This window comes from Agromyces sp. MMS24-K17 (genome assembly GCF_043950245.1).
Lineage (GTDB): Bacteria > Actinomycetota > Actinomycetes > Actinomycetales > Microbacteriaceae > Agromyces.
The window spans coordinates 1,317,077-1,343,066 of sequence record NZ_CP171640.1 but is presented as its reverse complement, the minus strand read 5'-3'; the positions used below and the strand labels follow the sequence as shown (position 1 = coordinate 1,343,066).

General features: G+C 73.7%; 24 protein-coding genes. 16 read left to right on the top strand and 8 right to left on the bottom strand.

The annotated features are described in order from the left end of the window. Window positions 1-47: 47 nt before the first annotated feature. The gene (locus ACGGZK_RS06040; RefSeq protein WP_395245365.1) at window positions 48-806 is read right to left on the bottom strand and encodes a MerR family transcriptional regulator; all 759 of its coding nucleotides are present in this window, start codon (window positions 804-806) and stop codon (window positions 48-50) included. A 232-nt stretch (window positions 807-1,038) separates the two neighbouring features. On the opposite strand from ACGGZK_RS06040, the gene ACGGZK_RS06035 reads away from it, so the two are divergent. From ACGGZK_RS06035 to ACGGZK_RS06010, 6 genes are all read left to right on the top strand, one after another. Then, window positions 1,039-1,881, top strand: coding sequence for a DUF4097 family beta strand repeat-containing protein (locus ACGGZK_RS06035; RefSeq protein WP_395245364.1), 843 nt, complete (start codon window positions 1,039-1,041; stop codon window positions 1,879-1,881). Then, window positions 1,878-2,528 carry a PadR family transcriptional regulator gene (locus tag ACGGZK_RS06030; RefSeq protein ID WP_395245363.1) on the top strand — a complete coding sequence of 217 codons (651 nt, stop codon included), beginning with the start codon at window positions 1,878-1,880 and terminating at the stop codon, window positions 2,526-2,528. The genes ACGGZK_RS06035 and ACGGZK_RS06030 overlap by 4 nt, the downstream gene beginning before the upstream one ends. A 55-nt stretch (window positions 2,529-2,583) precedes the next feature. After that, window positions 2,584-3,003: a fluoride efflux transporter FluC gene (locus ACGGZK_RS06025; RefSeq protein ID WP_395245362.1), complete on the top strand. Its 420-nt coding sequence runs from the start codon at window positions 2,584-2,586 to the stop codon at window positions 3,001-3,003. Beyond that, window positions 3,000-3,380 (top strand): fluoride efflux transporter CrcB, encoded by a 381-nt coding sequence (gene crcB / locus ACGGZK_RS06020; protein WP_395245361.1) that lies wholly within the window; start codon window positions 3,000-3,002, stop codon window positions 3,378-3,380. Before ACGGZK_RS06025 ends, crcB begins: the two co-directional genes overlap by 4 nt. 177 nt (window positions 3,381-3,557) lie before the next feature. Beyond that, window positions 3,558-5,618: an APC family permease gene (locus ACGGZK_RS06015; protein WP_395245360.1), complete on the top strand. Its 2,061-nt coding sequence runs from the start codon at window positions 3,558-3,560 to the stop codon at window positions 5,616-5,618. Window positions 5,619-5,697: 79 nt separating this feature from the next. Next, window positions 5,698-6,579 (top strand): EamA family transporter, encoded by an 882-nt coding sequence (locus ACGGZK_RS06010; RefSeq protein ID WP_395245359.1) that lies wholly within the window; start codon window positions 5,698-5,700, stop codon window positions 6,577-6,579. A gap of 29 nt (window positions 6,580-6,608) precedes the next feature. Here the strand turns inward: ACGGZK_RS06010 and ACGGZK_RS06005 are convergent, their stop codons facing one another. Further along, entirely contained in the window at window positions 6,609-7,769 is a 1,161-nt protein-coding gene (locus ACGGZK_RS06005; RefSeq protein WP_395245358.1) for an NAD(P)-binding domain-containing protein, read from the bottom strand. A gap of 224 nt (window positions 7,770-7,993) precedes the next feature. Here ACGGZK_RS06005 and ACGGZK_RS06000 point away from each other — a divergent pair, with 224 nt between their 5' ends. Continuing rightward, complete coding sequence (locus ACGGZK_RS06000; protein ID WP_395245357.1) at window positions 7,994-8,194, top strand: DUF3073 domain-containing protein; 201 nt, start codon at window positions 7,994-7,996, stop codon at window positions 8,192-8,194. A gap of 61 nt (window positions 8,195-8,255) precedes the next feature. Here the strand turns inward: ACGGZK_RS06000 and ACGGZK_RS05995 are convergent, their stop codons facing one another. Beyond that, on the bottom strand, window positions 8,256-9,068 hold the full coding sequence (locus ACGGZK_RS05995) for an LLM class flavin-dependent oxidoreductase (RefSeq protein WP_395245356.1): 813 nt from the start codon (window positions 9,066-9,068) through the stop codon (window positions 8,256-8,258). 4 nt (window positions 9,069-9,072) lie between these two features. Beyond that, the gene (gene purM / locus ACGGZK_RS05990) at window positions 9,073-10,176 is read right to left on the bottom strand and encodes a phosphoribosylformylglycinamidine cyclo-ligase (RefSeq protein ID WP_395245355.1); all 1,104 of its coding nucleotides are present in this window, start codon (window positions 10,174-10,176) and stop codon (window positions 9,073-9,075) included. Between the two features lie 72 nt (window positions 10,177-10,248). Here purM and ACGGZK_RS05985 point away from each other — a divergent pair, with 72 nt between their 5' ends. Next, window positions 10,249-10,860: a zinc-binding alcohol dehydrogenase gene (locus tag ACGGZK_RS05985; protein WP_395245354.1), complete on the top strand. Its 612-nt coding sequence runs from the start codon at window positions 10,249-10,251 to the stop codon at window positions 10,858-10,860. A 50-nt stretch (window positions 10,861-10,910) separates the two neighbouring features. Next, complete coding sequence (locus ACGGZK_RS05980) at window positions 10,911-11,345, top strand: hotdog fold thioesterase (protein WP_395245353.1); 435 nt, start codon at window positions 10,911-10,913, stop codon at window positions 11,343-11,345. A gap of 33 nt (window positions 11,346-11,378) precedes the next feature. Here the strand turns inward: ACGGZK_RS05980 and ACGGZK_RS05975 are convergent, their stop codons facing one another. Then, window positions 11,379-12,242, bottom strand: a complete 864-nt coding sequence (locus ACGGZK_RS05975; RefSeq protein ID WP_395245352.1) for an alpha/beta hydrolase — start codon at window positions 12,240-12,242, stop codon at window positions 11,379-11,381. Window positions 12,243-12,360: 118 nt separating this feature from the next. Continuing rightward, window positions 12,361-13,767 (bottom strand): PLP-dependent aminotransferase family protein, encoded by a 1,407-nt coding sequence (locus ACGGZK_RS05970; RefSeq protein ID WP_395245351.1) that lies wholly within the window; start codon window positions 13,765-13,767, stop codon window positions 12,361-12,363. A gap of 74 nt (window positions 13,768-13,841) precedes the next feature. On the opposite strand from ACGGZK_RS05970, the gene ACGGZK_RS05965 reads away from it, so the two are divergent. The 3 genes from ACGGZK_RS05965 (at window position 13,842) to ACGGZK_RS05955 (ending at window position 16,644) form a co-directional block, all read left to right on the top strand. Beyond that, entirely contained in the window at window positions 13,842-14,402 is a 561-nt protein-coding gene (locus ACGGZK_RS05965) for a carboxymuconolactone decarboxylase family protein (protein ID WP_395245350.1), read from the top strand. A 225-nt stretch (window positions 14,403-14,627) separates the two neighbouring features. Next, complete coding sequence (purF, locus tag ACGGZK_RS05960) at window positions 14,628-16,085, top strand: amidophosphoribosyltransferase (RefSeq protein ID WP_395245349.1); 1,458 nt, start codon at window positions 14,628-14,630, stop codon at window positions 16,083-16,085. 100 nt (window positions 16,086-16,185) lie between these two features. After that, window positions 16,186-16,644 carry a hypothetical protein gene (locus tag ACGGZK_RS05955; RefSeq protein ID WP_395245348.1) on the top strand — a complete coding sequence of 153 codons (459 nt, stop codon included), beginning with the start codon at window positions 16,186-16,188 and terminating at the stop codon, window positions 16,642-16,644. 353 nt (window positions 16,645-16,997) lie between these two features. Here ACGGZK_RS05955 and ACGGZK_RS05950 read toward each other — a convergent pair whose 3' ends face one another. After that, on the bottom strand, window positions 16,998-20,828 hold the full coding sequence (locus ACGGZK_RS05950; protein ID WP_395245347.1) for an HtaA domain-containing protein: 3,831 nt from the start codon (window positions 20,826-20,828) through the stop codon (window positions 16,998-17,000). A 163-nt stretch (window positions 20,829-20,991) separates the two neighbouring features. On the opposite strand from ACGGZK_RS05950, the gene ACGGZK_RS05945 reads away from it, so the two are divergent. The 3 genes from ACGGZK_RS05945 to ACGGZK_RS05935 are packed head-to-tail and all read left to right on the top strand — an operon-like array spanning window position 20,992 to window position 24,144. Beyond that, window positions 20,992-22,182 (top strand): hemin ABC transporter substrate-binding protein, encoded by a 1,191-nt coding sequence (locus tag ACGGZK_RS05945; RefSeq protein ID WP_395245346.1) that lies wholly within the window; start codon window positions 20,992-20,994, stop codon window positions 22,180-22,182. Then, the gene (locus ACGGZK_RS05940) at window positions 22,175-23,323 is read left to right on the top strand and encodes a FecCD family ABC transporter permease (protein ID WP_395245345.1); all 1,149 of its coding nucleotides are present in this window, start codon (window positions 22,175-22,177) and stop codon (window positions 23,321-23,323) included. Before ACGGZK_RS05945 ends, ACGGZK_RS05940 begins: the two co-directional genes overlap by 8 nt. Further along, entirely contained in the window at window positions 23,320-24,144 is an 825-nt protein-coding gene (locus tag ACGGZK_RS05935) for a heme ABC transporter ATP-binding protein (RefSeq protein ID WP_395245344.1), read from the top strand. Before ACGGZK_RS05940 ends, ACGGZK_RS05935 begins: the two co-directional genes overlap by 4 nt. 42 nt (window positions 24,145-24,186) lie before the next feature. On the opposite strand, the gene ACGGZK_RS05930 is transcribed toward ACGGZK_RS05935, so the two are convergent. After that, the gene (locus ACGGZK_RS05930) at window positions 24,187-24,561 is read right to left on the bottom strand and encodes a sterol carrier family protein (RefSeq protein WP_395245343.1); all 375 of its coding nucleotides are present in this window, start codon (window positions 24,559-24,561) and stop codon (window positions 24,187-24,189) included. Between the two features lie 75 nt (window positions 24,562-24,636). Between ACGGZK_RS05930 and purD the strand changes: the two genes are divergently transcribed. Then, entirely contained in the window at window positions 24,637-25,962 is a 1,326-nt protein-coding gene (gene purD / locus ACGGZK_RS05925) for a phosphoribosylamine--glycine ligase (protein WP_395245342.1), read from the top strand. The last annotated feature ends 28 nt before the right edge of the window (window positions 25,963-25,990 follow it).

Genomic DNA, 25,990 nt, shown 5'->3' with positions numbered 1-25,990 from the left:
CCGATCGTCGAAACCCGTGGTTTCGACAGGCTCAACCACCGGTTCGCCTAGAGCTCCCGCTCCGCGTACGCGCGCAGCGCGTCGCGGACGAACTCGGCGCCGTCGCGGCCGCCGTAGTTCGCGCCGAACCGGTCGTCGGCGACGTACATCTCGCCGAGCCCGATCACGTACGCCTTGATGTCCCCGCCGGGGACCGCCGCGGGCGTGCCCGGGACGCCGGTCAGCCACTCGACGTGCCGCTTCGCGAGCGCCTGCGCCGCGTCGCCGCCGGGCTGCTCGCCCGACTCCGTGGCCGCGATCCACGCCTGCGACAGCTCGGCGGTGCGCGCCTTCCAGTCGCGCTGCCCGTCGGGGCCGAGCCCGCGCCACCAGGCGTCGCCCGACGCGTACGCGTCGCGACCCCAGCGCTCCTCGACCTCCTCGCGGTACTGCGTGTGGTCGAATCCGTCGAACATCTCTCCTGCCATGATCTCCTCACCTCCCTCCAGTGCCGTGATGGTCCGCTCGACCGACGCGATCTGGCGCGCCAGCCGGCCTTGCTCCTGTCGCAGCCACCCGAGGTGCCCGCTGAGCGCCCTCGCCTCGGCGGTCTCGTTGTCGAGCGCCTCGGCGATGGCGGGCAGCCCGAGCCCGAGGTCGCGCAGCAGCAGGATGCGCTGCAGGCGAACGAGGGTCGAGCGGTCGTAGTAGCGGTAGCCGTTGGCTCCGATGCGGCTCGGCGGGAGCAGGCCGACGTCGTCGTAGTGGCGCAGGGTGCGGCTCGTCGTGCCGGCGATCCGCGCCACCTCCTGGATGGACCAGTCCATCGCGCCCTCCTTCCTCCGATGCATCCGGATGCCTCGTGCGACCGGATGCCTCCACGGTAGAGGTTGACGCTACGTCAAGGTCAAGCGCCGCCTCGCGTCATCCGCGGCCGTCATGCTTGCGTCCGACGCAAACGCGATATATCGTGTTATCCCAGAGACGCGATATATCGCGTTCCGAACGCTGGCCGGCGACCACGGACCGGCCACGCAGACCAACCGAGGAGCACCGACCATGTCGATCGAGAAGTGGGCCATCCTGCCCGGCGAGACCCGGGTCATCGACCTCGAACTCGTCCGCAAGCTCAAGGTCAGCCTCATCGGCGGCAAGGTCGACGTCATCGCCCATGACGAGCCGGGCGCCCGCGTCGAGGTGTCGTCCGTCAGCGGCAAGGAGCTGTCGGTCTCGATCGACGGCGACAGCCTCGAGGTCGACCACCCGCAGCTGCGCTGGGACAACTTCATCGACGTCTTCAAGCAGTGGCGCGGCAACGCGAAGGCCGACGTGTCGATCCTCGCTCCCCGCCACGTGCTGCTGAAGCTCGGCATCGTCTCGGGCGACGCGCTCGTGTCCGGCTTCGACGGCGACGCGAAGTTCAGCACCGTCTCGGGCGACGTCGTCGTCGACAACCACGTCGGCGACCTCGAGCTCTCGACCGTGTCGGGCGAGGTGTCGGCCGGCAATCACGTCGGGCGCATCACCGCCCACTCCGTGTCGGGCGACATCGTCGCCTCCGGCGACATCCTCGGCTTCAACGCCGACACCGTGTCGGGCGACATGATCGTCGACGCGCACACCACCCCGTCCCGGGTCGACACCAACACGGTGACCGGCAACCTCACCGTCCGCTTCGCGGCCGGGTCGGGCGCCCGCTACCGGGTCAACACCGTCAGCGGCACGGTGCTGGTCGACGACTTCGAGTTCCGCGGCATGCTCGGCAAGGGCTTCGAGCGCACCACCGGCGAACTCGCCGGCACCTGGCTCGACCTCGGCGCCAACAGCGTCTCGGGCAACATCTCCATCATGCGCCGCGAGCCGGCCCCGGCCGCGGCGACGAGCGACGAGGCCTCCGCATGACACCCCCGGTGTTCGCCCACGGCAACCTCCGGCTCTACCTGCTGGCCCTGCTCGAGGAGCAGCCCCGGCACGGCTACGAGCTGATCCAAGCCCTCTCCGAGCGGTTCGGCGGCACCTACTCGCCGAGCGCCGGCACCATCTACCCCCGCCTCTCGAAGCTCGAGGAGGAGGGGCTGGTGACGAAGGTCGCCGACGGCCGCAAGACGGTCTACGAGATCACCCCCGCCGGCCGCGACGAGCTCGAGCGCCGCCGGCCCGAGCTCGACGCGATCGAGAGCGACGTGACCGACTCGGTCCGCCGGCTCGCCGACGGCGTGCGCGCCGAGGTCGACACCGCGATGCGCACGCTGCGCGCCGAGCTCGCGAGCGCGGCGCGGGAGGCGAAGCGGTCGGCTCGCGACGGCAAGCGCGCCGGCGAGGCATCCGCCCGGGCCGGGGCGAGCGCGGCCGACACGCACATCGAGTCGAGCCGGGCCGTGCACGAGGCCGACCTCGTGCTCGCCGACTTCCGCCAGCGCCTCCGCACCGACCTCCGCACGCAGGCCCACCAGGGGCGGGTGAGCGCCGAGACCGTGACGCTGCTCCGCTCCCGGCTCGACGCCGTGCGCACCGAGGTGCTGGCCGCGCTGGCCGATCACGAGGCCTGAGGCGCGCGCGGTCGCGCCGACACCCCGTCCGCGCGGGCGGCGCTAGCCTCGGAGGGTGCGCGCCTCCCTCGCGGTCGCCATCGGCGGCCTGATCGGCACCGGCCTCCGGCTCGGGTTCGACCTCGCGTTCCCGCACCCCGACGACGCGTTCCCGGTCGAGACGCTCCTCATCAACCTCACTGGCGCCTTCGCGCTCGGCGTGCTCGCGGGCGGCCTCTGGCGCCGCCCGTCGACGCCGCAGTGGGTGAAGGCGGGCGTCGGCGCCGGCGTGCTCGGCTCGTTCACCACGCTCTCGGCGGTCGCCGCCGCGGTGGTCGTGCTGGGTCGCGAGGGCGCCTGGTGGACCGCCGGCGGCTACCTGCTCGCCAGCGTCGCCGGCGGACTCGCCGCCGCCGCGCTCGGCCTGCGCGTCGGCTCGTCGCTCATCCATCGACGGATGCCCCGCTCCGTCACCGACCACGGCGAGACGCTGTGACGGCCGGGCTGAGCCCGCTCGTCGTGGCGGCCGTGCTCGTCGCGGGCGCCGTCGGCGCGCTCCTGCGCTACGCGCTCTCGCGCCGCTTCCCGGTGCGGCCGGGGCACCTGCCGGGAGGCATCCTGATCGTGAACGTCGTCGGGTCGGGCGTCGCCGGCGCGCTCATCGGCCTCGCCGAGCGCGCGGCGCTCGACGGCGACCTCCGGCTCATCCTGGTGACCGGGTTCTGCGGCGGGTTGACGACGTTCAGCACGTGGACGGTCGAGTCGATCGAGCTCGTCGACGGCGGCCGCTGGCGCGCCGCGACGCTGAACGTGGTCGTCACCCTGGTGCTGGGCGTCGGCGCCGCGGCGGTCGCCTACCTGCTCGTCCGCTGATCGCCCGCCGCACGCGGCCTGCAGCCGAGCTGCGCATCCGCTGAACACCGGTCGGACCCGTTGGCGGGTTCGTCGCAGGATCACGGCGCACCTCGCCGATCCACCGACTTGACTCCGGCCAGCGCAGGTGTAGTGTCATCCGCCGTGACAAGTGAGGGCGACACGCCTCCTGCAGAGTTGAAGTCGCCGAAGAACTGGATCATCGGCGACAAGCTGCCAACCGAGAAACTCGAGGGACAGCTCCTTCCGAAGCGCGTGGCGCTCCCCGTCTTCGCGAGCGACGCGCTCTCGTCGGTGGCGTACGCGCCGCAGGAGCTCCTGATGGTGCTGACGGCCGGCGGCCTCGCCTTCCTCGCGTTCGCGCCGTGGATCGCCCTCGCCGTCGTCGTGCTGCTCGCGACCGTCGCGCTGAGCTACCGGCAGCTGATCCGCGCCTACCCCTCGGGCGGCGGCGACTACGAGGTCGCGCACAAGAACCTCGGCGAGAAGGCGGGCCTCGTCGTGGCGTCCGCGCTGCTCGTCGACTACGTCATGACCGTCGTGGTGTCGGTCGCGTCGGGCGTCGACAACATCATCTCGGCGTTCCCCGACCTGAACCCGTGGCGCGTCGAGATCGCCGTGCTGTTCGTCATCCTCCTCGCCGCCGTGAACCTCCGCGGCGTGAGCGAGTCGGGCAAGGCGTTCGCCGTGCCCACGTACCTCTTCGCGGCCAGCGTGCTCATCCTCATCGGCACCGGGCTCGTGCAGATCCTCATGGGCAACCCGCCCGTGGCCGAGTCCGCCGCCTACGGCGTCGAGGCCGAGCCGATCGCCCAGGCCGCGTTCGTGCTGCTCCTGCTGCGCTCGTTCGCGAGCGGCTGTTCGGCCCTCACCGGCGTCGAGGCCGTCGCGAACGGCGTGCCGGCCTTCCGGCGCCCGAAGGTGCGCAACGCGCAGAAGACGCTCATGCTGATGGCCGGCATCGCCATCGTCCTCTTCGTCGGCCTCACGACCCTCGCGCTCGTCTCGAACGTGCACTACGCCGAGAACCCCTGCGACCTGATCGGGTGGGAGGAGTGCGCGACCGCGCCGCAGCCGAGCCTCATCGCGCAGATCGCCGCCGCCGTCTTCGGCAACGGCTCGATCCCGTTCTACGTCATCCAGGTCGCCGCCGCCCTCGTGCTGCTGCTCGCGGCCAACACCGCCTTCAACGGCTTCCCGCTGCTCGGCTCGGTGCTCGCCCGCGACGGCTACGCGCCGAAGTCGCTCTCGACCCGCGGCGACCGCCTGATCTACTCGAACGGCGTGATCCTGCTGGCCCTGGCGGCCGCGACGATCCTCGTCATCTTCCAGGCCAACCTGACGCTGCTCATCCAGCTCTACATCATCGGCGTGTTCGTGTCGTTCACGCTCGGGCAGTCGGGCATGGTGCGGCACTGGCTCCGGCTGCTGAAGGCCCCCGAGCACACCCACGCGAAACGCGGCCGTCCGGGCCCCGCCGACGACGACCAGCGGCCGATGACGCGCGGTGCGATCTACCGGGCCCTGTCGATCAACCTGTTCGGTGCGACGCTCACCGCAGTGGTGCTCGTCGTCGTCACCATCACGAAGTTCACGCACGGCGCGTGGATGGTCTTCCTGATGATGCCGATCCTGTTCATCCTCATGATGGGCGTGCACCGCTACTACCGCGACGTCGAGAAGGAGGTCGAGGTCGACCCGACCACGACGTTCGGCTCCACCGGCGACCACGCGATCGTGCTCGTCGGCCGCATGCAGAAGCCCACCCTGAAGGCCCTCGACTACGCGATCGCGGCGAAGCACGTCAGCCTCGAGGCCGTGCACGTCTCGATCGACGACGAGCTGACGAAGCAGCTCAAGCGGGACTGGGTGAAGCAGAACATCCACGTGAAGCTGCGCATCCTGTCGTCGCCGTACCGCGACCTCAGCTACCCGCTGATCCAGTACATCAAGCAGCGTCGCGAGGAGCACGGCTCCGAGGTCGTCACCGTGTACATGCCGCAGTTCATCGTCGGCCACTGGTGGGAGAGCCTCCTGCACAACCACAAGGCCCGGCGCATCCAGCAGAAGGTCATGCTCGTGCACGGGGTGACCGTGGCGCTCGTGCCGTGGCTGCTCGACTCCTCCGACCTGCTCTACGGCCGGCGGTCGCGTCCGCTGCCCGGGCAGGACCGTCGCGGCGAGCCGGTGCGTCCGCCGGCGCGCAAGCCCATCCAGGGCGCGTCCGCCAAGCGCTGACCGGGCCGCCTCCGCGCCGGCCGGCCGGCTCCGTTCGCCGTCGTCGGCGGCACGTCGCGCGGCCGGGTAGCGTCGAGGGGTGATCCGCACCCGACTCGCCTCCGCCTTCGGCGGTCCGGCGGGGGCGACGGCGCTCGTGGTGATCGGCCTCGCGTGCCAGGAGGTCGGCGCCTCGATCGCGGTGCTGCTCTTCCCGACGGCCGGCCCGATCGGCATGGTGACGCTCCGCCTCGGGTTCTCGGCGCTCATCCTGGTGCTGCTCGCCCGGCCGCGACTGCGTGGCCGCACGCCCGGGGCCTGGCTGACCGTGACGTGGTTCGGGCTCGCCCTGGCGCTGATGAACGCGCTGTTCTACCTCGCGATCGAGCGCATCCCGCTGGGCGCGGCCGTCACCATCGAGGTGCTCGGGCCGCTCGCCCTCTCGGTGGTCGCGAGCCGGCGCTGGACCGCGTGGCTCTGGGCCGGCCTCGCCGCGGTCGGCGTCGTGCTGCTCGGGCAGGGCAGCTTCGGCCACCTCGACCCCGTCGGCGTCGCCTTGGCGGCGGGCGCGGGTGCCACCTGGGCCGCCTACATCCTGCTGTCGGCGCGCACCGGCCGCAGCTTCCCCGGGCTCGACGGGCTCGCCTTCGCCATGGCGATCGGCGCCGTCGCGATCCTGCCGTTCGGCATCGCGACGACGGGCGCCGTGCTGGTGCGGCCCGACGTGCTCGCCCTCGGAGCGGCCGTGGCCCTGCTGTCGTCGACGATCCCGTACGCGCTCGAGCTCCTGGCACTGCGCCGCCTGCCGGCGGCGACGTTCGCCGTCCTCATGAGCCTCGCACCGGCGATGGCCGCCCTGGCCGGCCTCGTGCTGCTCGGCCAGGGCTTCACGTGGGTGGGCGCCGTCGCGGTCGGCCTCGTGGTGGCGGCCTCGATCGGCGCGGTGCGCACGGCGCCGCGGCCGGCGCCTCCGGCGGGGTAGGACGAGGCATCCGTCTGGGGTCGGTGGTGCTACAGCATCGCCATGATCTGGCGCGCGATCATGCGCCCGGCGCGGCTCGCCCCGATGGTCGAGGCCTGCGGCCCGTACCCGGCGAGGAAGATGCGCGGGTCGTTCCACGACGCGCCCTGCCCGATGACCACGCCGCCCGCCTTCTCGCGGAGCTTCAGCGGCGAGAGGTGGCGCAGTTCCGGGCGGAAGCCGGTGGCCCAGATGATCGCGTCGGCGCGGGCCGAGCTGCCGTCGGGCCAGACGACGCGATCCTCCTCGATCCGCTCGAACATCGGGCGGGCCACGAGGAGCCCGCGCTCGATGCCGGCGGCGATGCGGCGGCTCTTCGGCACGCCGGTGCCGCTCACGATCGACGGCAGGGCACGACCCGAGCGGGCCGCCTCGTCCTGCGCGGCGACGGCGGCCGAGGCGCCCTCCAGGTCGAGCTCCATCCGGTCGAGCCAGTCGATCGGACGCCGGCTCACCCACGTGAGGCCCGCCGCGACGCCCTCGAGCTCGAGCATGAACCCGATGGCCGAGGTGCCGCCGCCCACCACGACGACGTGCTTGTCGCGGAAGTCCTCGGCGTCGACGAAGTCGGAGGTGTGCAGGTGCCGACCCCGGAAGCGGCCCATGCCCGGGTAGAACGGCACGAACGGCGACCCCCAGGTGCCGGTCGCGTTCACGAGGAACTGCGCGTTGACCTCGCCGCGGGGGACCTCGGGCTCGCGGAAGTTCGTGCGGCGGCGCCCGAAGAACCCGCGCGTGCGCTGCTCCTCGACCGGCTGCGGCGAGAGGTCGTCGAAGGTGATGCGGATGTCGGGACCGGCGTTCGAGACACGGCGCACGTTGACCGGGCGGTGCACGCGCAGGTCGTAGTGCTGCTCGAAGCGTCCGTAGTAGTCGGCGACGACCTCGCGGGCGGGCAGCGACCGGTCGGCCGTCTCGAACGAGAGCCCCAGGTCGGCCATGCCGGGCAGGTCGTTGACCTTGTGCGCGGTGCCCAGCTTCATCGACGACCATCGGTGCTGCCACGCTCCGCCGGGCCCGGGTGCGCGGTCGAGCATGACGAAGTCCTCGTCGGCGACGAGTTCGAACCGTCGCAGATAGAAGGCGACCGACAGTCCGGCCTGGCCGGCGCCGATCACCGCGACCTTGACGCGATCGGGCACGGACATCACGGAGTCAATCGAACCATGCCCGGCTGGGTGATCGCACAGTTTCGACGGGCCCCCGAGGGACCGGCCGGAGCCCCCCTGCGCCGCGTCGAACCGGGGGTCTCGGCACTCTGCACAGCGATCATTCCGCACCGGCTCGGGTGCTAAACTCCTCCGAGGGAATCATTTATCAGTGCGAGCCGGGTGATGGACATCCCACCCGGCCAGAAGTCGTAAGGGGGTCACGCATGGGGCGCGGCCGTCAGAAAGCCAAGCACACGAAGGTGGCTCGCGAGCTGAAGTACTTCAGCCCCGAGACCGATTACAGTGCGCTTGAGCGCGAGCTCACTACCTCGCAGCACGATCACTACGACGAGGAGTCGTCGAAGTGGTCGGAGTATGCCGACGACGACTCCTACGTCCCCGGCGACGGCTCTTCCCAGCGCTGACCCGGGCGGGCGGCCGTTCGCGGCCTGAACCCGCCGGTTCCGATCGTGCACGACGCACGGGTCACCCCTCCCGAGGGACCCATGCGGCCGTGGCCTCGGCGAACGCCTCGAGCTCCTCGAGCGTGCCCGCGGGCGTGATCGCGCGCAGCACGACCTCGTCGACCTCGGCGCGATAGTCCGCGAGCCGGGCGGGGCCGTCGAGCGTCGCGTCGATCGCCCGGAAGCCGAGGCGCTCGAAGTTCGCGGCGTACGCCGGGATCCGCGCGTACCCGTCGGCCTCGCGTTCGAGCACGCCGCGGGCCGCGGTGTCGGCGATGGTGCGCACGTAGAGCACCGCACGCACGGGGCGGCCGGGCGCGGCGGGCGTCGCCGGCCGGTCGGGCCGGTCGGCGGCGTCACGGCACAGGTCGGCGGATGCCTCCGCCGCCGCCTGCGGCGTCAGCCAGTTCAACAGCACCCCGTCGGCCTCGGTCGCCGCGAGGCGGCGCATGCGCGGGCCGAGCGCGCCGACGACGATCGCCGCATCGGTACGGGTCCGCAGCAGGGCGACGCCGTCGCGGACCAGTCCGAGCGGCCGAGCGGCGGCACCCGAGCCGACGCCGAGCACCAGCCGGTCGGCCGGCAGTCCGTCGAGGTCGAGCGACTCGGCCGGCCGGCGGTCGAGCGGGATCACGCCGGTCGCGAGGCCGATGCGGTCGGTCACCTCCGCCGCGGCGCGGAGCGCCGCCAGGGAGTCGCCGTTCGGCAGGTCGTTCACCCAGAGCGTGCCGAAGCCGAGGCGCTCCACCCGGGTCGCGAGCGCGCGCACCGTGTCGAGCGGCGTCCGCCCCGGAATGCCGATGGAGACCGCGCCGAGGCGCCCCTCGCCGGTCACCGGGTCAGTCCCGGTAGGAACCGACGAGTCGGACGGCGCCGCCGTCGACGCCCTTGGCGCCCTGCTCGAAGCCCGCGAGGTCGCGGGCACCGGTGCCGACCGTGCCGACCTGCCAGGCCGGGAGGCCGAGGCCGTCGAGCGCGGCGATGACGTCGGATGCTCCGTCGGCCCCGACGACGGCGAAGAAGCCGATGCCGAGGTTCCAGGTGCCCTCGGTCGACTCGAGCGTCGTGCCCGCGAGGTCGTTCAGCACCCGGAACACCGGCTGCGGCGACCACGTCGAGCGGTCGACCTCGACCCACGAGCCGCGCGGCAGCACGCGGGCGAGGTTCGCGGCGATGCCGCCGCCGGTCACGTGCGAGAGCGAGTGCACGGCCGCACCGTGCTCGCCCTCGAGGAGGCGCACGAGCGGGCCGGAGTAGAGGCGGGTCGGCTCGAGGAGGGCCTCGCCCCACGTCGTGCCGAGCTCGGGCGAGGCATCCGTGTACGACAGGCCGGCGCCGGCGAGGATGTGCCTGACGAGGGAGAAGCCGTTCGAGTGCAGGCCGCTCGAGGCGATCGCCAGCACGACGTCGCCGTCGACGACGCGCTCGGCGCCGAGCAGGCGGTCGGCCTCGACCACGCCGACCGCGGCACCCGCCACGTCGTAGTCGTCGACGCCCATGAGGCCCGGGTGCTCGGCCGTCTCACCGCCGACGAGGGCGGTGCCGGTCTCGGCGCAGGCGCGGGCGATGCCGGTGACGATCGCCGCGATGCGGTCGGGTACGACCTTGCCGCAGGCGATGTAGTCGGTCATGAACAGCGGCTTCGCACCGACCACGACGATGTCGTCGACGACCATGCCGACGAGGTCCTGGCCGATGGTGTCGTGCACGTCGAGCGCCTGCGCGATCGCGATCTTCGTGCCGACCCCGTCGGTCGAGGTCGCGAGCAGCGGCCGCGCGTAGTCCTTCGCGAAGGAGAGGTCGAAGAGGCCGGCGAAGCCGCCGACGCCGCCGAGCACGTTGGGCCCGTGGGTCTTCGACACCGCCTCCTTCATCAGCTCGACGGCGAGGTCGCCGGCGGCGGTGTCGACTCCGGCCGCGGCGTAGGACGAGTTGGCGCTCACCCGACAAGGGTACCCGGCGTGTCCGGCCCGTTTCCCCCGCCGCGGAACGGCGTCCGGACGTAGAATTCCGGTATGACCCCGGGGGGCGGACCGAGCTGGGTGATTCGCGAGAACGCGACACGGTCGGTACTGCTCGCCCTCTACCTGCGCGAGGTGCTCTCCGTCGCCTCCCCCGTCGAGCTCCCGCGACTCCGTGACATCGGCGCGATCGGCGCGCGGCTGCCGATCGACGGGCAGGATCGCCTCGAGCGGCAGTGGCGCGAGTGGTGGGCGATGACCGTGGAGCCCGAGGCGCATCCGTCGCCCGTGCCGCTCGAGCTGGTCGACGCGTACGACACCGAGGTGGCGCTGCCGGTGACCGGCGCGGAGGACCTGGCGCAGGCGATCGTGCCGCACGCCGAGGCCGCGCGGTCGTGGGCGACGTGGGCGCACGACGGGTACCGGCAGGCGTCGAACGCCCGCCGCGGCGACTCCTACCGGGCCTACGCCGGCACCATCGCGGTGCACGAGCGCGAGGTCGGGCGGCGAGCGCACTCGTTCGAGCTGAACGTCGAGGTGCTGCCGCTCACCCAGTCGGGCGTGTGGTGGATCGGGAGCACGACCGTCGCCGTCACCGACCTGCTCCGTTCCGACGCGGTGGCGTTCGACGACGCGATCCATCCGATCATCGCGGAGCTGGCGTAGTCGTCCCGCGTGGTTTCGACGGGCTCGACCACCGCGGTAGCGTCGCAGGCATGAGCATCTGGTTCGGCGAACCCAGCGTCGAGTGGGCGAACTCCCGGTGCGAGGGCACCGCGATCCGGTCGCTCGGCATCGAGATGACCGAGTTCACCGACGACTCCCTGAAGGGGCGCATGCCCGTCGACGAGCGCACCCGCCAGCCCGGCGGAGTGCTGCACGGCGGGGCATCCGTGCTGCTCGCCGAGACGCTGGCGAGCTGGGGGTCGAGCTTCACGGTCGACCCGGAGCAGTTCTACTGCGTCGGCATGGAGATCAACGCGAACCACGTGCGGCCCGTGTCGGACGGCTGGGTGACCGGCGAGGCGCGGCCCATCTCGCGGGGCCGCACCACGCAGGTGTGGGACATCCGCATCTCCGACGAGCAGGGACGCCTCGTGTGCGTCTCGCGCTGCACCATGGCGGTGCTCGCGAAGCCCTCGGAGTACTGAGGCGGCGCCCCGCCGGTCACCCGGCCGCGGCGGTCAGCCGGTCGCCTGGTCGGCCTGCAGCACGAGCTTCAGCACGACGTCGGGATGGCTCATCATCGCCACGTGCGAGCTGTCGATCTCGATCGTGGTCGAGCCGGCCCGGGCGGCCATCGCGCGCTCGGCCTCCGGCGGGATCGTGTGGTCCTGCTTGGCGACGAGGTACCAGCTCGGGATGCTCGCCCACGCGGGCGGGCCCGACGGGGTGAACAGCGCCGACACGGCCGCCGGGCGCTGCGACGCGGCGAGCACCGCGGCCTCCTTCTTCGACAGGTCGGCGGCGAACAGCTCGCGGAAGAACGCCGGGTCGATGTAGCCGTCGGCGTCGTTCTCGGGGGCACCGGGGTACGGACGGAAGACGAGGTGGTCGGCCAGGTCGGTGTGCCCGCCGCCGAGCGCGTTCGCGTCGACCAGGGCCTCGCCCTCGTCGAGCGCGTAGGCGGCGACGTAGACGAGCGCCTCCACGTTCGGGTTGCCGGTCGCGGCGTTGGTGATGACCGCGCCGCCGTAGGAGTGCCCGACGAGGATCACCGGCCCCTCGATGGTCGACAGGACCAGCCGCAGGTACTCGGCGTCGGCGTGCAGCCCGCGGAGCGGGTTGGCGACCGCGAGGGTCGTGTAGCCCTTCTTCTGCAGGCCCTCGGTCACCTCGTTCCAGCCGGATGCGTCGGCGAACGCGCCGTGCACCAGCACGACGGTGGGCTTCGGGCCCGACGCGCCGCCGCCGTGGCCGCCGCCGGCGGGTTGGACGGCGCCGGCCGCCGACGGCAGTGCGACCGCGACGGCGGTCAGGGCGACCGCGCCGGCGAGCGCCAGCGCGGTGCGGACGGGGCGTCGCCCCGGTTCACGGGTGGACTTCATGGATCTCCTCCTCCTGAGTACGGGTCATCCGAAGCCTTCCGGAGGGGCCGGATGCCGCGCACCACGTGGGCTGCGTAGTCCGGAGAGCGCTCTCGAACGCGCGCCGCGCGCGCCGGCGTCAGGCCGAGGAGCGGCCGGGAGCGCGCCGCGCGGCGACGCGGATCGCCTCGACCACCACGGCGAGCGCCTCCTCGAACCGGTGCGCCGGCGGGGCCCCGTAGCCGACGACCATCGCGGCGGGGCGGGCGTCGACGAGGTCGGGCGTCGCCGCGTACGCGCCGAGCCCGTCGACGCGCAGCCCGCGCGTGGCCGCCGCCTCGCTCACGTCGTGCTCGGCGACGCCGTCGGGCAGCTCGAGCAGGCAGTGGATGCCGGCGGCGAGCCCGACGACGCGGGAGCCGGGAGCGCCCTCCGTCATCAGCTCCTCGAACCGCTCGCGGCGCGCGCGATACCGCAGTCGCAGGGTGCGCACCGTGCGGTCGTAGTCGCCCGACTCGATGAGGGCGGCCAGCGCGAGCTGCGCGATCGCGTCGGTCGCCGCGCCCGACCGCCGGCGCTGCGCGAGCAGGTCGTCGCGCCAGGCGGGCGGCACCACGCCCCACCCGAGGCCGAGCGCCGGCGAGAGCGACTTGCTGGCGGTGCCGCCGTAGACGACGTGGCCGGGCGCGAGTGCCTGCATGGCGCCGATCGCGCGGCGGTCGTAGCGGAACTCGCCGTCGTAGTCGTCCTCGACGACGAGCCCGCCGGTCTGCTCGGCCCACCGCGCCACCGCGGCGCGGCGTGCGCCCGACAGCGGCACGCCGATCGGGAACTGGTGCGCGGGCGTGAGCAGCACCGCGTCGACGGATGCCCCGGCGAGGCCCTCGACCACCGCGCCGTCGTCGTCGACCGGCAGGGGCACGGGCTCCAGCCCCGACGCGACGAGGAGGTCGCGATGCGACACGTGCCCGTACCCCTCGACCGCGATGCGCCGGCCGCCTCGCGCGGCGACGGCGCGCGCAGCGAGGGCGAGCAGCTCGCCGAAGCCGTGCGTGACGACCACGTCGTCGGCCGACGCCACCACCCCGCGCGCACGGGCCAGGTAGTCGGCGAGCGCGACGCGGAGCGCGGCAGCGCCCTCCGGCGTGGAGTAGCCGAGGGCGGCGGCGGATGCCCCGGACAACGCCCTGGCGGTCGCCCGCGCCCACGCCGTGCGGGGGAACGCCGAGCCGTCGGGGAGCCCGCCGCGCAGGTCGAGGTCGAACCGGGTCGACCGATGCACGGGCGCCGTCGTCGCGGGCCCCGCCGACGGCCGGTCGGCGACCCAGGTGCCGGCGCCGACCCGGGCCTCGAGCCGGCCCTCGGCCACGAGCCGCGCGTACACCTCGGCGACGCTGTTGCGGGCGATGCCGAGATCGGTCGCGAGGGTGCGGCTCGGCGGGAGCCGGGTGCCGGCGGCGAGCCGGCCGGCGGCGATCGCGTCGCGGAGCGCCTCCTCGAGCGAGGCGACCTTGCGCCGGCCGTCGACGAGGAGGTGGAGATCCAATCCCGAATCGGCCCAATCCCTCGCCATGGGATTGGACGGTACCAGCGCCCGGCGACGTCCGTAGCGTGAAATCCATGACCTCAACCGAGACCGCCGAGACCCTCACGACCACCGACCGACCCGCCGCCGCCGCCGCCGAGCAGCACGCGCACGAGGCATCCGCCTACGTCGCGCCCCGCCGCCGCCTCGACATCGACGGCGTCGCGCCCGCCTTCACCCGCGCCGTCAGCGCGCTCGACGACGCCGCGGAGGCGGAGGCCGACCGCGCCGGCCTCGGCGCCGGCATCCGCGAGCTGGTTCGCCTGCGCGCATCGCAGCTCAACGGCTGCTCGTACTGCGTCGACCTGCACTCGCGCGACGCCCGCGTGGCGGGCGAGTCCGAGCAGCGGGTCTACGCGATCGCCGTGTGGCCCGAGTCGAACTTCTTCACCGCGCGCGAGCGCGCCGCCCTCGGCCTCGTCGAGTCGGTCACCCGGCTCAGCGAGACGCACGTGCCCGACGACGTGTTCGCCGAGGCCGCCGCCCACTGGAACGACGACGAGATCGCCGCCCTCCTGGCGCTCACCGTGTCGGTGAACGCGTGGAACGAGCTCGCCGTCGCGACGCGCGGATGGCGACCCCGCCTGCGGGACTGAGCCCGGACGGGTGGTGAGCCTGTCGGCACCGTGAGCCGTGGGTTCGACCGGCTCGACCACCGTGGTTCGACAGGCTCGAACCGACGGGCTCGACCGCCGGTCGCGCAGGCCGATGCTCAGGTGAGCGGCAGCGGGCGCTCAGGCGGCTCACACGCGCGGGTGTGGGAGAATCGTCGCGGTCCGATCGGGCCGAGCAGCCAAACCCCCCGAGGAGCACTCGCTCGCATGTGCGGCATCGTCGGCATCGTCTCCACCGAGCCCGTCAACCAGCAGATCTACGACAGCCTGCTGCTCCTGCAGCACCGCGGGCAGGACTCGACGGGCATCGCCACGGCCGACGGCCCCGTGTTCCACATGGCCAAGGCGCGCGGGCAGGTGCGCGAGGCGTTCCGCACGCGCGACATGCGCTCGCTGCTCGGCAACATCGGCCTCGGCCACGTGCGCTACACGACCAAGGGCGCAGCCGAGCGCGAGGAGGAGGCCCAGCCGTTCTACGTGAACGCGCCCTACGGCATCGTCCTCGTGCACAACGGCAACCTCACGAACACCCGTGAGCTCTCGCGCGACCTGTTCTCGATCGACCGTCGCCACGTGAATTCGACGAGCGACACCGAGATGCTCCTCAACGTGCTCGCCACCGAGCTGCAGGGCCAGATCAAGGGCCCCGAGCTCGACCCCGACCAGGTCTTCGACGCCGTCACCCAGGTGCACGAGCGCGTCGAGGGCTCGTACGCCGTCATCTCGATGATCGCCGGCTACGGCCTGCTCGCGTTCCGCGACCCGTTCGGCATCCGCCCGCTCATCCTCGGCCGCCGCGTCACCGAGGCCGGCAAGTCGGAGTGGATCGTCGCCTCCGAGTCGCTCGTGCTCGAGAACGGCGACTACGAGATCGTGCGCGACGTGGAGCCCGGCGAGGCCGTGTTCATCTCCCTCGACGGCGAGCTGTTCACCCGCCAGTGCGCCCGCGACCCGCGCCTCGTGCCCTGCTCGTTCGAGTACGTCTACCTCGCGCGTCCCGACTCCGTCATGAACGGCATCTCGGTGTACGAGGCGCGCCTGCGCATGGGCGACCGGCTCGCGAGCACCGTCGCCGCGCACATGCCGCTCGGCGACATCGACGTGGTCATGCCGATCCCCGACTCGTCCCGCCCCGCGGCGATGCAGGTCGCGCAGAAGCTCGGCATCGAGTACCGCGAGGGCTTCTACAAGAACCGCTACGTCGGCCGCACGTTCATCATGCCCGGGCAGGCGCAGCGCAAGAGCTCGGTGCGCCAGAAGCTCAACGCGATGGGCACGGAGTTCAAGGGCAAGAACATCCTCATCGTCGACGACTCGATCGTGCGCGGCACCACCTCGCAGCAGATCGTGCAGATGGCCCGCGACGCCGGCGCGAACAAGGTGACCTTCACCTCGGCCGCCCCGCCCGTGCGCTACCCGCACGTCTACGGCATCAACATGCCGTCGCGCCGCGAGCTCATCGCGCACGGCCGCCGCATCCCCGAGATCGCCGCCGAGCTCGGTGCCGACCACATGATCTACCAGGAGGTCGCCGACCTGCGGGCCGCGATCACCGAGGGCACGTCGATCACCGACCTCGACCTCTCGTGCTTCACCGGCGAGTACGTCACCGGCACGGTCACCGAGGAGTACCTCGACTGGGTGGAGCAGACGCAGCTCAGCTGACGCCCCTCCGACCGGCGCCGGTCGGGTGGCGCCGCCGAGGTCGCCGCCGAGCTGGCGCCGTTCGGGTGGTTGCCCAGGCGAGGTCTGGGACAATGGACGGGTGAGCGACACCCCCACGCCGTCCGAGCCCGTCGAGCCCCAGCACCGCGACGGAGGCGCCCTCGAGCCGATCGAGGCCGTCGAGCCGTCCGCGGCCGACGCCGACGGCGCTCCCGATGCGGGCCACGCCCACCCGGTCGAGCGCATCGAGTACGACGAGCCCGTGCTCACGACCGACGTCGACGACGAGACCGTCACGGTGCGCCGGTCGCCGCGCTACGGCAGCTTCATGCTCGCGGGCGGCGTGCTCGGCGCGGTGATCGCGCTCATCCTCACGTTCGCCTTCCCCGAGAACGAGCAGTTCGACCGCGGCCAGGTCTTCGGCTTCCTGCTGATCGCGCTCGGCGCCATCGGCGTCGGCTTCGCGGCGCTCATCGCCCTCGCGCTGGACCGCGCCTTCTCGCGCCACCCCACGTCGGCGATCGCCGAGCACGAGGCCACGCACACCGTCGACGACTGACCGGCCGGGGCATCCGCCCGCCCTGCCCATCGCCGACCGGCCCCAGCCACCATCCCGCTCCGTCATGTCGCCCAAGTTGCGCACCTCGACGGTGCACAGCGACCATTCCTGCCACCTCGTCCAGCGATGTCGCAGAACTGGACGCCCGCGGGCGGCGAGGTGCGCGATATCGGCGACATCACGCGGCCCCGGCGGCGCGCGGGATGCCACGGCGAACGGACGGCTCGCACGAGGCGCGGCGCGGCGCGGCGAGCGGATGCCACGGGCGCACCTCCTCCCGACGCGGCGGAGCCGGTGCCCGGCCACTCGGCCGGGCACCGGCTCCGCCGGCGGGTGCGCGTTCTCGCTGCGGGTCAGCCCTGCGTGCCGGCCTCCGTGCGACGGCGGCGCAGCACGATGGCGAGCACCACCAGCACGGCGATGACGAGCGCGAGCGCCGCGAGGAGCCACACGATCCACGAGGCATCCGCCGACACCGGCTCGACCGCGGCCTCGGCCGAGTCATCCGACGCCGTCTCCGATTCCGCGACCGCGGCCGCGGGGGCGACGAGCCCGCAGTCGGCCGGGACCGTCGCGGCGAAGGTCACCGGGTCGAGCGCCTCGCCCGCGGCGTAGGTGCCGAACGCGGCGGCGCCCTCCTCGGTGAGCACCGCGGCCGCGGCATCGACGTCGAGCGTGCCCTCGGCGCCGGCCGGCAGTTCGAGCTCGGCGAACCGCACGCCCTGTGCGGCGACCGGCTCGCCCGACTGCGTGGTGCCCTGCACGTCGAGCAGCAGGTACGCCGTGCCGTCGCCGTTCAGCTCGACCTTCGGGTTCGCGATCGTCGTGTCGAGCGCGCCGTCGTGGCCGGTGAACTCGACCTGGCCGGTCCAGGCGAGCACGCCGCGGCCGGTCTCGGGGTCGTACGTTCCGGCGCCGCCGGCGAACGCGAAGCCCGCGTCGCCCTCGGTCGCGCCGGTGACGACCCACTCGCCGTTCGCGATGCCGCTCGACAGGTAGCTCAGGAAGCTCTCCTTGAAGCCCCAGTCGAGGGTGGCGTCGGTCGCCTGGCACTGGCTCTGGGCTGCGGCCGGGATGGTGAAGCGGATGCCCCGCGCCACCGAGCCCTGCACCGTCAGCGTGTGCTCGCCGGCCTCGAGACCCGCCGGCAGCACGCCGGTCCAGGTGACGACGCCGCCGTCGTCGGCGACGAGGTCGCGGGCGAGCACGGTCGGCGTCGAGTAGACGACGACGGCGATGCCCTCCTCGTTCGGCTGGAAGCCGCCGACCGAGAACGTGACCTCGCGGCCCCCGACGAGCGCCTCGAGCTGCTCGGGCGTGAGGTCGATGCCGGTCGTCGCGGGCGGGGCGGCCGGGATGTCCCGGGCCGTCGATGCCGAGGCGGTCGCCGTGGTCGCCGCGACCGTCGAGGTGCTGCCGGCGGGAGCCGGGGCGGCCGCGCCGATGACGACGGTCAGCGGGTCGAGCGCCTTGCCTGCGCCGTAGAACCCGTCGAACGCGGCGGCACCGGCGGCGGTGAGCGACGTCGGCGCGCCGGCGAACCGGGTCGCGCCGTCGACGGTCGAGCGGGTCGCGCGACCGAGGTCGACCGTCGCGAAGTCGACGCGGCTGCCGTTCACGCCGAGCTCGAGCACGGCGGTCGAGAGCCCGGTGACCCGCAGGGTCGGGTTCGCAAACGTCAGGTCGAGCACGCCGCCGTGGCCCGTGAAGCGGGCGCTGCCCGCGTAGGTCGCGGTGCCGACGCCGCTGACGGCGCTGAACGTGCCGCCGGTCTGGCCGAACTGGAACACCGAGCCGCTGCGCGTCGCGCCGCCGCCGACGGCGATCGAGCCGCCCGCGATCGGGCCGAGCACGTAGTCGCGGAACTCGGCGCTGAGGCCCCAGCTGAGCGAACCGCCCGCGACGACGACCGGCGGCGTGGTGCCGGGGTCGGTCGGGTCGGTGGGATCGGTGGGATCGGTCGGGTCGACCGGCGCGCCGGCCTCGACCGTGATCGGCGCGAAGGCGTCGAGCGTGCGGTTCGTCGCCGACAGCGCGTGCGCGGCCGACGAGGCGACGACGTAGGTGCCGCCCGGTGCGAACGTGCCCGCGGGCACGGTGAGCTTCGTGCTGAACGCGCCGTCGACGATCTGCGACGGCATGACCCACGCGAGCGCGATCCAGCCGGAGCCCGGCAGCGGCCCGTCGCCGGTCCAGCGACCGTCCTCGCCGATCACGACGTACGCGCCCTGCGCCGCGCCCGCGCCGATGTAGCCGGTGCCGGTCACGGTGAAGGTGTTCGCGACCGCGGCGTCGACGTCGGTCGACGGGGTGACCGACAGCACCGCGTTCGGCCCGGTGGCGAAGGCGATCGGCACGGCGAGCTCGTTCGCCGCCTGCACGACGCCGCCGGCGCCGAGGGTGAACACGGCGAGCGTGGCGCCCTCACGGGCCTTCGCGTCGAGTGCGGCCTTCGAGACCGTCACCGACCACTCGACCGAGGCGGTGCCGTCGGCCTCGATGGTCCACTTCGTGGGCGCGACGGTGTTCGCGGCGTCGGCGACCCAGGTGTTGGCGGCGTTCGAACGGGCCGAGGACGGCGCGCCGGCGGACGGCTTCCAGGTCTCGTCGAGCCAGCCGACCTGGATGTAGAAGCCGGCCTGGCCGGGCGTGTACTTCGACGCGAACCCGGTCTGCATGCCGGTGGCGCGGATCACGAGGTCCTCGCCGGCCGGGTCGAGCTTCTCGGTCTTCGAGACGGTGAGCGACGGCGTCGCCGCGAACGAGAGGGGGACGGCGAGCTCGTTGGCCGCCTGCACCGCGCCGCCGGCGCCGAGCGAGAACACGGCGAGCGTGTAGCCGTCCTTCGCCTTGGCGTCGAGGGCGGCCTTCGTGACGGTCGTCGACCACGTGACCTCCGCGGTGCCGTCGGCGTTCCGCGTCCACTTCGTGGGTGCGATCGTGTTCGCGTCGTCGGCGACCCACGTGTTGGCCGCGTTGGTGCGCGCCGACGACGGGGCGCCTTCCGACGGCTTCCACGTCGGGGCGAGCCATCCGACCTGGAGGTAGAACCCGGCCTCGCCGGGGGCGTAGGCCGAGCGGTAGCCGGTGACGTAGTCGGTCGCGGTGATGGTGAGGGTCTCGCCGGCCGGATTCAGGCCGGAGGTCTTCGAGACGGTGAGTTCGGGCCGGGCGAACGAGATCGGCACGGCGAGCTCGTTCGCGGCCTGGTTCGCGCCGCCGGCGCCGAGCGAGAAGACCGCGAGGGTCGCGCCGTCACGGGCCTTGGCGTCGAGCGCGGTCTTCGTGATCGTCGTCGTCCAGGTCACGTTCGCGGTGCCGTCGGCGTTGCGGGTCCACTTCGTCGGCGCGATCGTGTTCGCGTCATCCGCGACCCACGTGTTCACCGCGTTCGAGCGGGCCGACGACGGGGCGTTCTCGGAGGCCTTCCACACCGGGTCGAGCCAGCCGACCTGCAGGTAGAAGCCCGCCTCGCCGGGCGCGTAGCGCGAGGTGAAGCCGGTGGCGTAGTTCGCCGCGGTGATCGTGACGGTGTCGCCGGCGGGGTTGAGCCCGGCGGTCTTCGACACGGTCAGCGTCGGGGTCGCGGGCTCCGGGGTGCCGGGGTCGGTCCCCTCGCCCGGGTCCGTGCCGTCGCCCGGGTCCGTGCCCTCGCCGGGCTCGGGCTCGGGCTCCGGCTCCGGCTCCGGCTCCGGCTCCGGCGCGTACGCGATCGCGGTCTTCGTGTCCTGCGACGGGTTCATCGCGCCCTGGCCGTGCGCCTTGGAGGTGAACACCGCGAGATCCGCCCCCCCGGCGGCCGGCACGGTGAACTGCACCGAGAAGGACCCGTCGGCGCCCATGGGCGCCCGCGCCCCGGTGGCGACCTGTCCGACGGCCACCCAGACGGCGTTCGCGATGTCGAAGCCGGCGCCGTAGATGCCGGTGAGCGACGCGTCGCCGAAGCCGACGTAGACGCCGGTGGCGTCGGCGGTGAAGCCGGTGCCGGTGACCGTGACGGTGCCGCCCTCGCGGGGCGCTTCGGTCACGGTGACGGCGGGGGCGGCGTCGGCGACGGCGGGCGCCGCCGCGACGATGCCGCCGCCGGTCGCCACGAGGGCGGCGAGCAGGGCGGCCGCCCAGCGGCGAGCGCGTGCGGGTCTCGGGGTTCGAGCCGTGTCGGGCTCGGGTGACGTTGTCCTCACGACAGGGTCCTCTTCTGGTGGGTGACGTCACGGAGCGCGGGCGCAGGCGACGGCGCCAGGACGACACGAGGGGGACGAGCCCTTAGGTTAGGCTCAGCTAAGTAGCGAACCTACGTCGCCGCGGAGACCCGTGTCAACTTTTAGGATAGGCTAACCTAACTTCATGCCCCGCCCGATCCCCCGCCTGCTCCGTCGCGCCGCCCTTCCGGCCGCCGCCGCCCTCGCCTCGGTCGCCCTGCTGGCCGGCTGCGCCGCGCCCTCGGCCGCCACCGGCGGCGCGGCATCCGGCTCCTCGGGCGAAGCCGGGCAGGCCTGCCGCGGCACCGAGATCCCGTTCGCCGAGGTCGCCTTCGCGACCGACGCGCGCGAGCTGGAGGGCCCGTCGACCGCCTGCCTCGCCGACGCGGGCCTGCCGATGATCGAGTCCGACGAGGAGCCCGCCGTGCCGCTCACCGTCACCGATGCGGACGGCGAGGAGGTCACGGTGAGCGATGCCTCGCGCATCCTCGCCCTCGACATCTCGGGCACGCTCGCCGCGACCGTCTTCGGCCTGGGCCTCGGCGACCGCGTAGTCGGGCGCGACGGCTCGACGGGGTTCGCCGAGGCATCCGACCTGCCCGTCGTCACGCAGGACGGCCACTCGCTCTCGGCCGAGTCGATCCTCGCGCTCGACCCGACCGTGGTCCTCACCGACACCACGCTCGGCCCGCGCGACGTGCTCGAGCAGCTGCGCGACGCGGGCATCCCGGTCGTCATCACCACGTCCGAGCGCCGCGTCGACAACGTCGAGCAGGTCGTCGCCGAGGTCGCCGACGCCCTCGGCGTCCCCGGTCGCGGCAAGCTCCTGTCCGACGCCATCCAGGGCGACCTCGACGACATCGCCGCGACGATCGCCGCCGGCATCCCGGCCGAGGCGGCCGACCGGCCGCGCACGATCTTCCTCTACGTCCGCGGCAGCGCGAACGTCTACTACCTCTTCGGCGAGGAGTCGGGCGCCGACTCGCTCATCGACGCGGTCGGCGGCTACGACGTGGCCGGCGAGATCGGCTGGCAGGGCATGCGGCCCGTGACCGCCGAGGCGATCGCCGCAGCGCAGCCCGAGCTGGTGCTGCTGATGACCGGCGGCCTCGAGTCGGTCGGCGGGGTCGACGGCCTGCTCGAGAAGGTCCCGGCGCTCGCGACCACGCCCGCGGGGGAGCACCGCCGATTCGTCGACATGGCCGACACCGAGATCCTCGGGTTCGGTCCGCGCACGCCCGCGGTCGTCGAGGCGCTCGCCCGGGCGATCTGGGCGCCGGCGTCATCCGGCCACCTCGGTTCGGATGCCACGCCGCAGGCCGGTTCGGATGACTGAGCCGACCATGCTCGCCGGCCGGGACGCCGGCCCGGGGCATCCGCCCGCGCCCGCCGCCGCACCCGCCGCGCGACCCGGCGGACCGGCCGCGCCGCGTGGCCGCCGCGCCCGCCCCGGCCGCGCCGCCCTCCTCTTCGCCGGCCTCGCCGTCGCGCTCGTCGCCGCCGTGCTGGTCTCGGCGATGGTCGGCCAGCTGCCGATCTCCCCCGCCGAGGTGTGGAACTCGATCCTCCGCGCGACCGGCCTCTCGACCGCGCCCGAGGCGACGCCGAACGCCGACGCGGCGCTCTGGACCATCCGCTTCCCGCGCATCGCGATGGGCCTGCTCGTCGGGGCGGCGCTCGCGGTCGCCGGCGCCGTCATGCAGGCCGTGTTCGCGAACCCGCTCGCCGAGCCCGGCGTGGTGGGCGTCTCGTCGGGCGCCGCCCTCGGCGCCGCCGTCGCGATCGTGTTCGGCCTGACCGCCTGGGGCGACTGGGCGACGGCACTCCTCGCCTTCGTCGCAGGGGTGGCGACGACGGCGATCGTCTACCTGACGAGTCGCGCGTCGGGCCGCACCGAGGTCGTCACCCTCGTGCTCACCGGCATCGCGGTGAACGCGTTCGCGGGCGGCGCGCTCGCGATGCTCATGTTCCTCGGCGACAGCGGGTCGCGCGAGGAGATCGTGTTCTGGCAGCTCGGATCGCTCAACGGCGCCCGCTGGCAGGAGGTCTGGGTGATGGTGCCGCTCGTCGCGATCGGCCTGGTCGCGTCGTTCGCGATGGCCAGAACCTTCGACCTGTTCTCCCTCGGCGAGCGCGGTGCCCGCCACCTCGGCGTCGACGTCGAGCGCACGCGGGCGATCTCGATCGTGGTCGTCGCGGTGCTGACCTGCGCGGCCGTCGCCTTCGCGGGCATCATCAGCTTCGTCGGGCTCATCGTGCCGCACCTCATGCGCATGGTCATCGGCCCGGCGCACCGAGGACTGCTCGTCGCGAGCGCCCTCGGCGGCGCGCTCCTGCTCGTCGTGGCCGACCTCGTCGCGCGCACCGCGGTGCCGATGGCCGACCTGCCGATCGGCGTGCTCACCTCGCTCGTCGGCGGCCCGTTCTTCTTCTGGCTGCTGCGACGCACGCGCCGCCGGGCGGGAGGCTGGGGATGAGCGCGAGCGTCCCCCTGCGCGAACCGGCGTCCGCGGGAGCCGCGACGGGACTGCTCCGCGCCGAGGCCGTCACCGTCTCCGTCGACGGCGCCGACCTGCTGGCCGCGGTCGACTTCGCCGCGTCGCCCGGCCGGGTGCACGCCCTCATCGGCCCGAACGGCGCCGGCAAGTCGACGCTCCTCGGCGTGCTCGCCGGCGACCGCACCGCGTCCTCCGGAGCGGTCACGCTCGACGGCCGGCCGCTCGCGGGCATCGGCCTCGCCGCGCTCGCCCGGCACCGGGCGGTGCTCACCCAGGAGCACGCCGTGACCTTCCCGTTCCCCGCGCGCGAGGTCGTCGAGATGGGGAGGCACCCGTGGTCGCGCACGCCCGCGGCCGACGACGACGAGGCCGCGATCGACGAGGCGATGGCCCAGACGGATGTCTCCCACCTCGCCGCCCGCACCGTGCCGTCGCTGTCGGGCGGCGAACGCGCCCGCGTCGCCCTCGCCCGGGTGCTCGCCCAGCGCACGCCGGTGCTGCTGCTCGACGAGCCGACCGCGGCGCTCGACCTGCGCCACCAGGAGGACGTGCTGCGCCTGGCCCGCGAGCGCGCGTCGGCCGGGGGCACGGTCGTCGTGGTGCTGCACGACCTGAACCTCGCGGCGGCCTATGCCGACGACCTCACGCTCCTCCGCGGCGGTCGCGTGCACGCGACGGGGTCGCCGGCCGAGGTGCTCACCGCCGACGCGATCGGCGAGGTGTACGGGCAGGCGGTCGACGTGCTGCCGCATCCGCGCACGGGGGTGCCGCTCGTGCTGCCGGTGCGCGACGGCGGCTGACGCACGCGTCCGCCCGAGACGTCGCCCGGGCGGGCGCACCGATCAGCGGACGATCGGCAGCCAGTTCCCCAGGTCGGCCCGCTGGCCCGACGCGTGCACCTTCCCCGCCGCACGCGCGTCCTCCCACGTCGTCGAGCCGGTCGCGAGGCCGAGCCAGGTCGGGGCATCCGTCTCGATCACGTTCGGGGGCGTGCCTCGGGTGTGCCGCGGGCCCTCGATGCACTGCACCGCGCCGAACGGCGGCACCCGCACCTCGACCGTGCCGCCCGGGGCGACCTCGGCGAGCACCTGCAGCGTGTAGCGCACCGCCAGCGCGAGCGTGTTCCGGTCGACGGCGGTGCCGCCCGCCGCCTGCGCCGCCGTCCACGTCGCGACCGCGTCGCGCCCCGCCAGGTCGTCGATCCTCGCCCGTGCCATCCCCCCAGTCTCCACCGTCCCGTCGCGGCCCGTCACGGCGAGGCCGCGCGAGGGGCGGTCGGGTACCCTTGACCGGTGCGAATCCTCGTCCTCGGCTCCGGCGCGCGGGAGCACGCCATCATCCTCCGCCTCCTCGACGAGGAGGCCGGCCACGAGATCATCGCGGCCCCCGGCAACGCGGGCATCGCGGCGTCGCCGACCTCCGCCGCGCGCGGCACGGTGACCACCATCGCGCTCGACCCGACCGACGGCGCCGTCGTCACCGACTACGCCGTCGACAACGCCATCGACCTCGTCGTCGTCGGCCCCGAGGCGCCGCTCGTCGCGGGCGTCGCCGACCCGGTCCGGGCGAAGGGCATCCCGGTCTTCGGTCCGGGCAAGGTCGCCGCGCAGCTCGAGGGCTCGAAGGCGTTCGCCAAGCGCATCATGGACGCCGCGGGCGTGCCGACCGGCCGCGCCGTGCGCGCGACCGACGTCGCCGAGGTCGAGCGCACGCTCGACGAGTTCGGCGCCCCGTACGTGGTGAAGGCCGACGGGCTCGCCGCCGGCAAGGGCGTGCTCGTCACCTCCGACCGCGACGCGGCCGTCGCGCACGCGGCCCACTACCTCCAGCAGGGCTCGGTGCTGATCGAGGAGTTCCTCGACGGCCAGGAGGTGTCGCTGTTCTTCCTCGCCGACGGCCACGACGTCGTGCCGCTGTCGCCCGCCCAGGACTTCAAGCGCCTCCTCGACGGCGATGCCGGCCCGAACACGGGCGGCATGGGCGCGTACTCGCCCCTGCCGTGGCTGCCCGACGCCGTCGACGGCCGCGGCGGCACCTTCGCCGACGAGCGCGCGTTCGTCGACGAGGTGCTCGAGACCATCGCCCTGCCGACCGTGCGGCAGCTCGAGGCCGAGGGCACCCCGTTCATCGGCCTGCTCTATGCGGGGCTCATCCTCACGACCCGGGGCATCCGCGTCATCGAGTTCAACGCCCGCTTCGGCGACCCCGAGACCCAGGTCGTGCTGCCGCGCCTCGAGACGCCGCTCTCGGGCCTGCTGCTCGCGGCCTCGACGGGCGGGCTCGGCGGCGCCGAGCGCCCCGCGTTCACGTCGGACGTCGCGGTCACGGTGGTGCTCGCGAGCGAGGGCTACCCGGAGTCGCCGATCACGGGCCGGCCGCTCGAGCGGCTCGACGACGCGGCATCCGTGCCGGGCGTCCACCTGGTGCACGCGGCGACCGCGGTCGCGGGCGAGGGCGCCGACACGCATCTCGCGGCGACCGGCGGCCGCGTGCTGAACGTCGTCGCCGTCGGCTCGGACTTCGCCGACGCCCGCCGCCGCGCCTACGACGCGATCGGGCGCATCGGGCTCGAGGGCGGCCAGTTCCGCACCGACATCGCGGCGCGCGTCGCCGGCTGACGCGGCCGCCCCCGACGACGGCAACGGA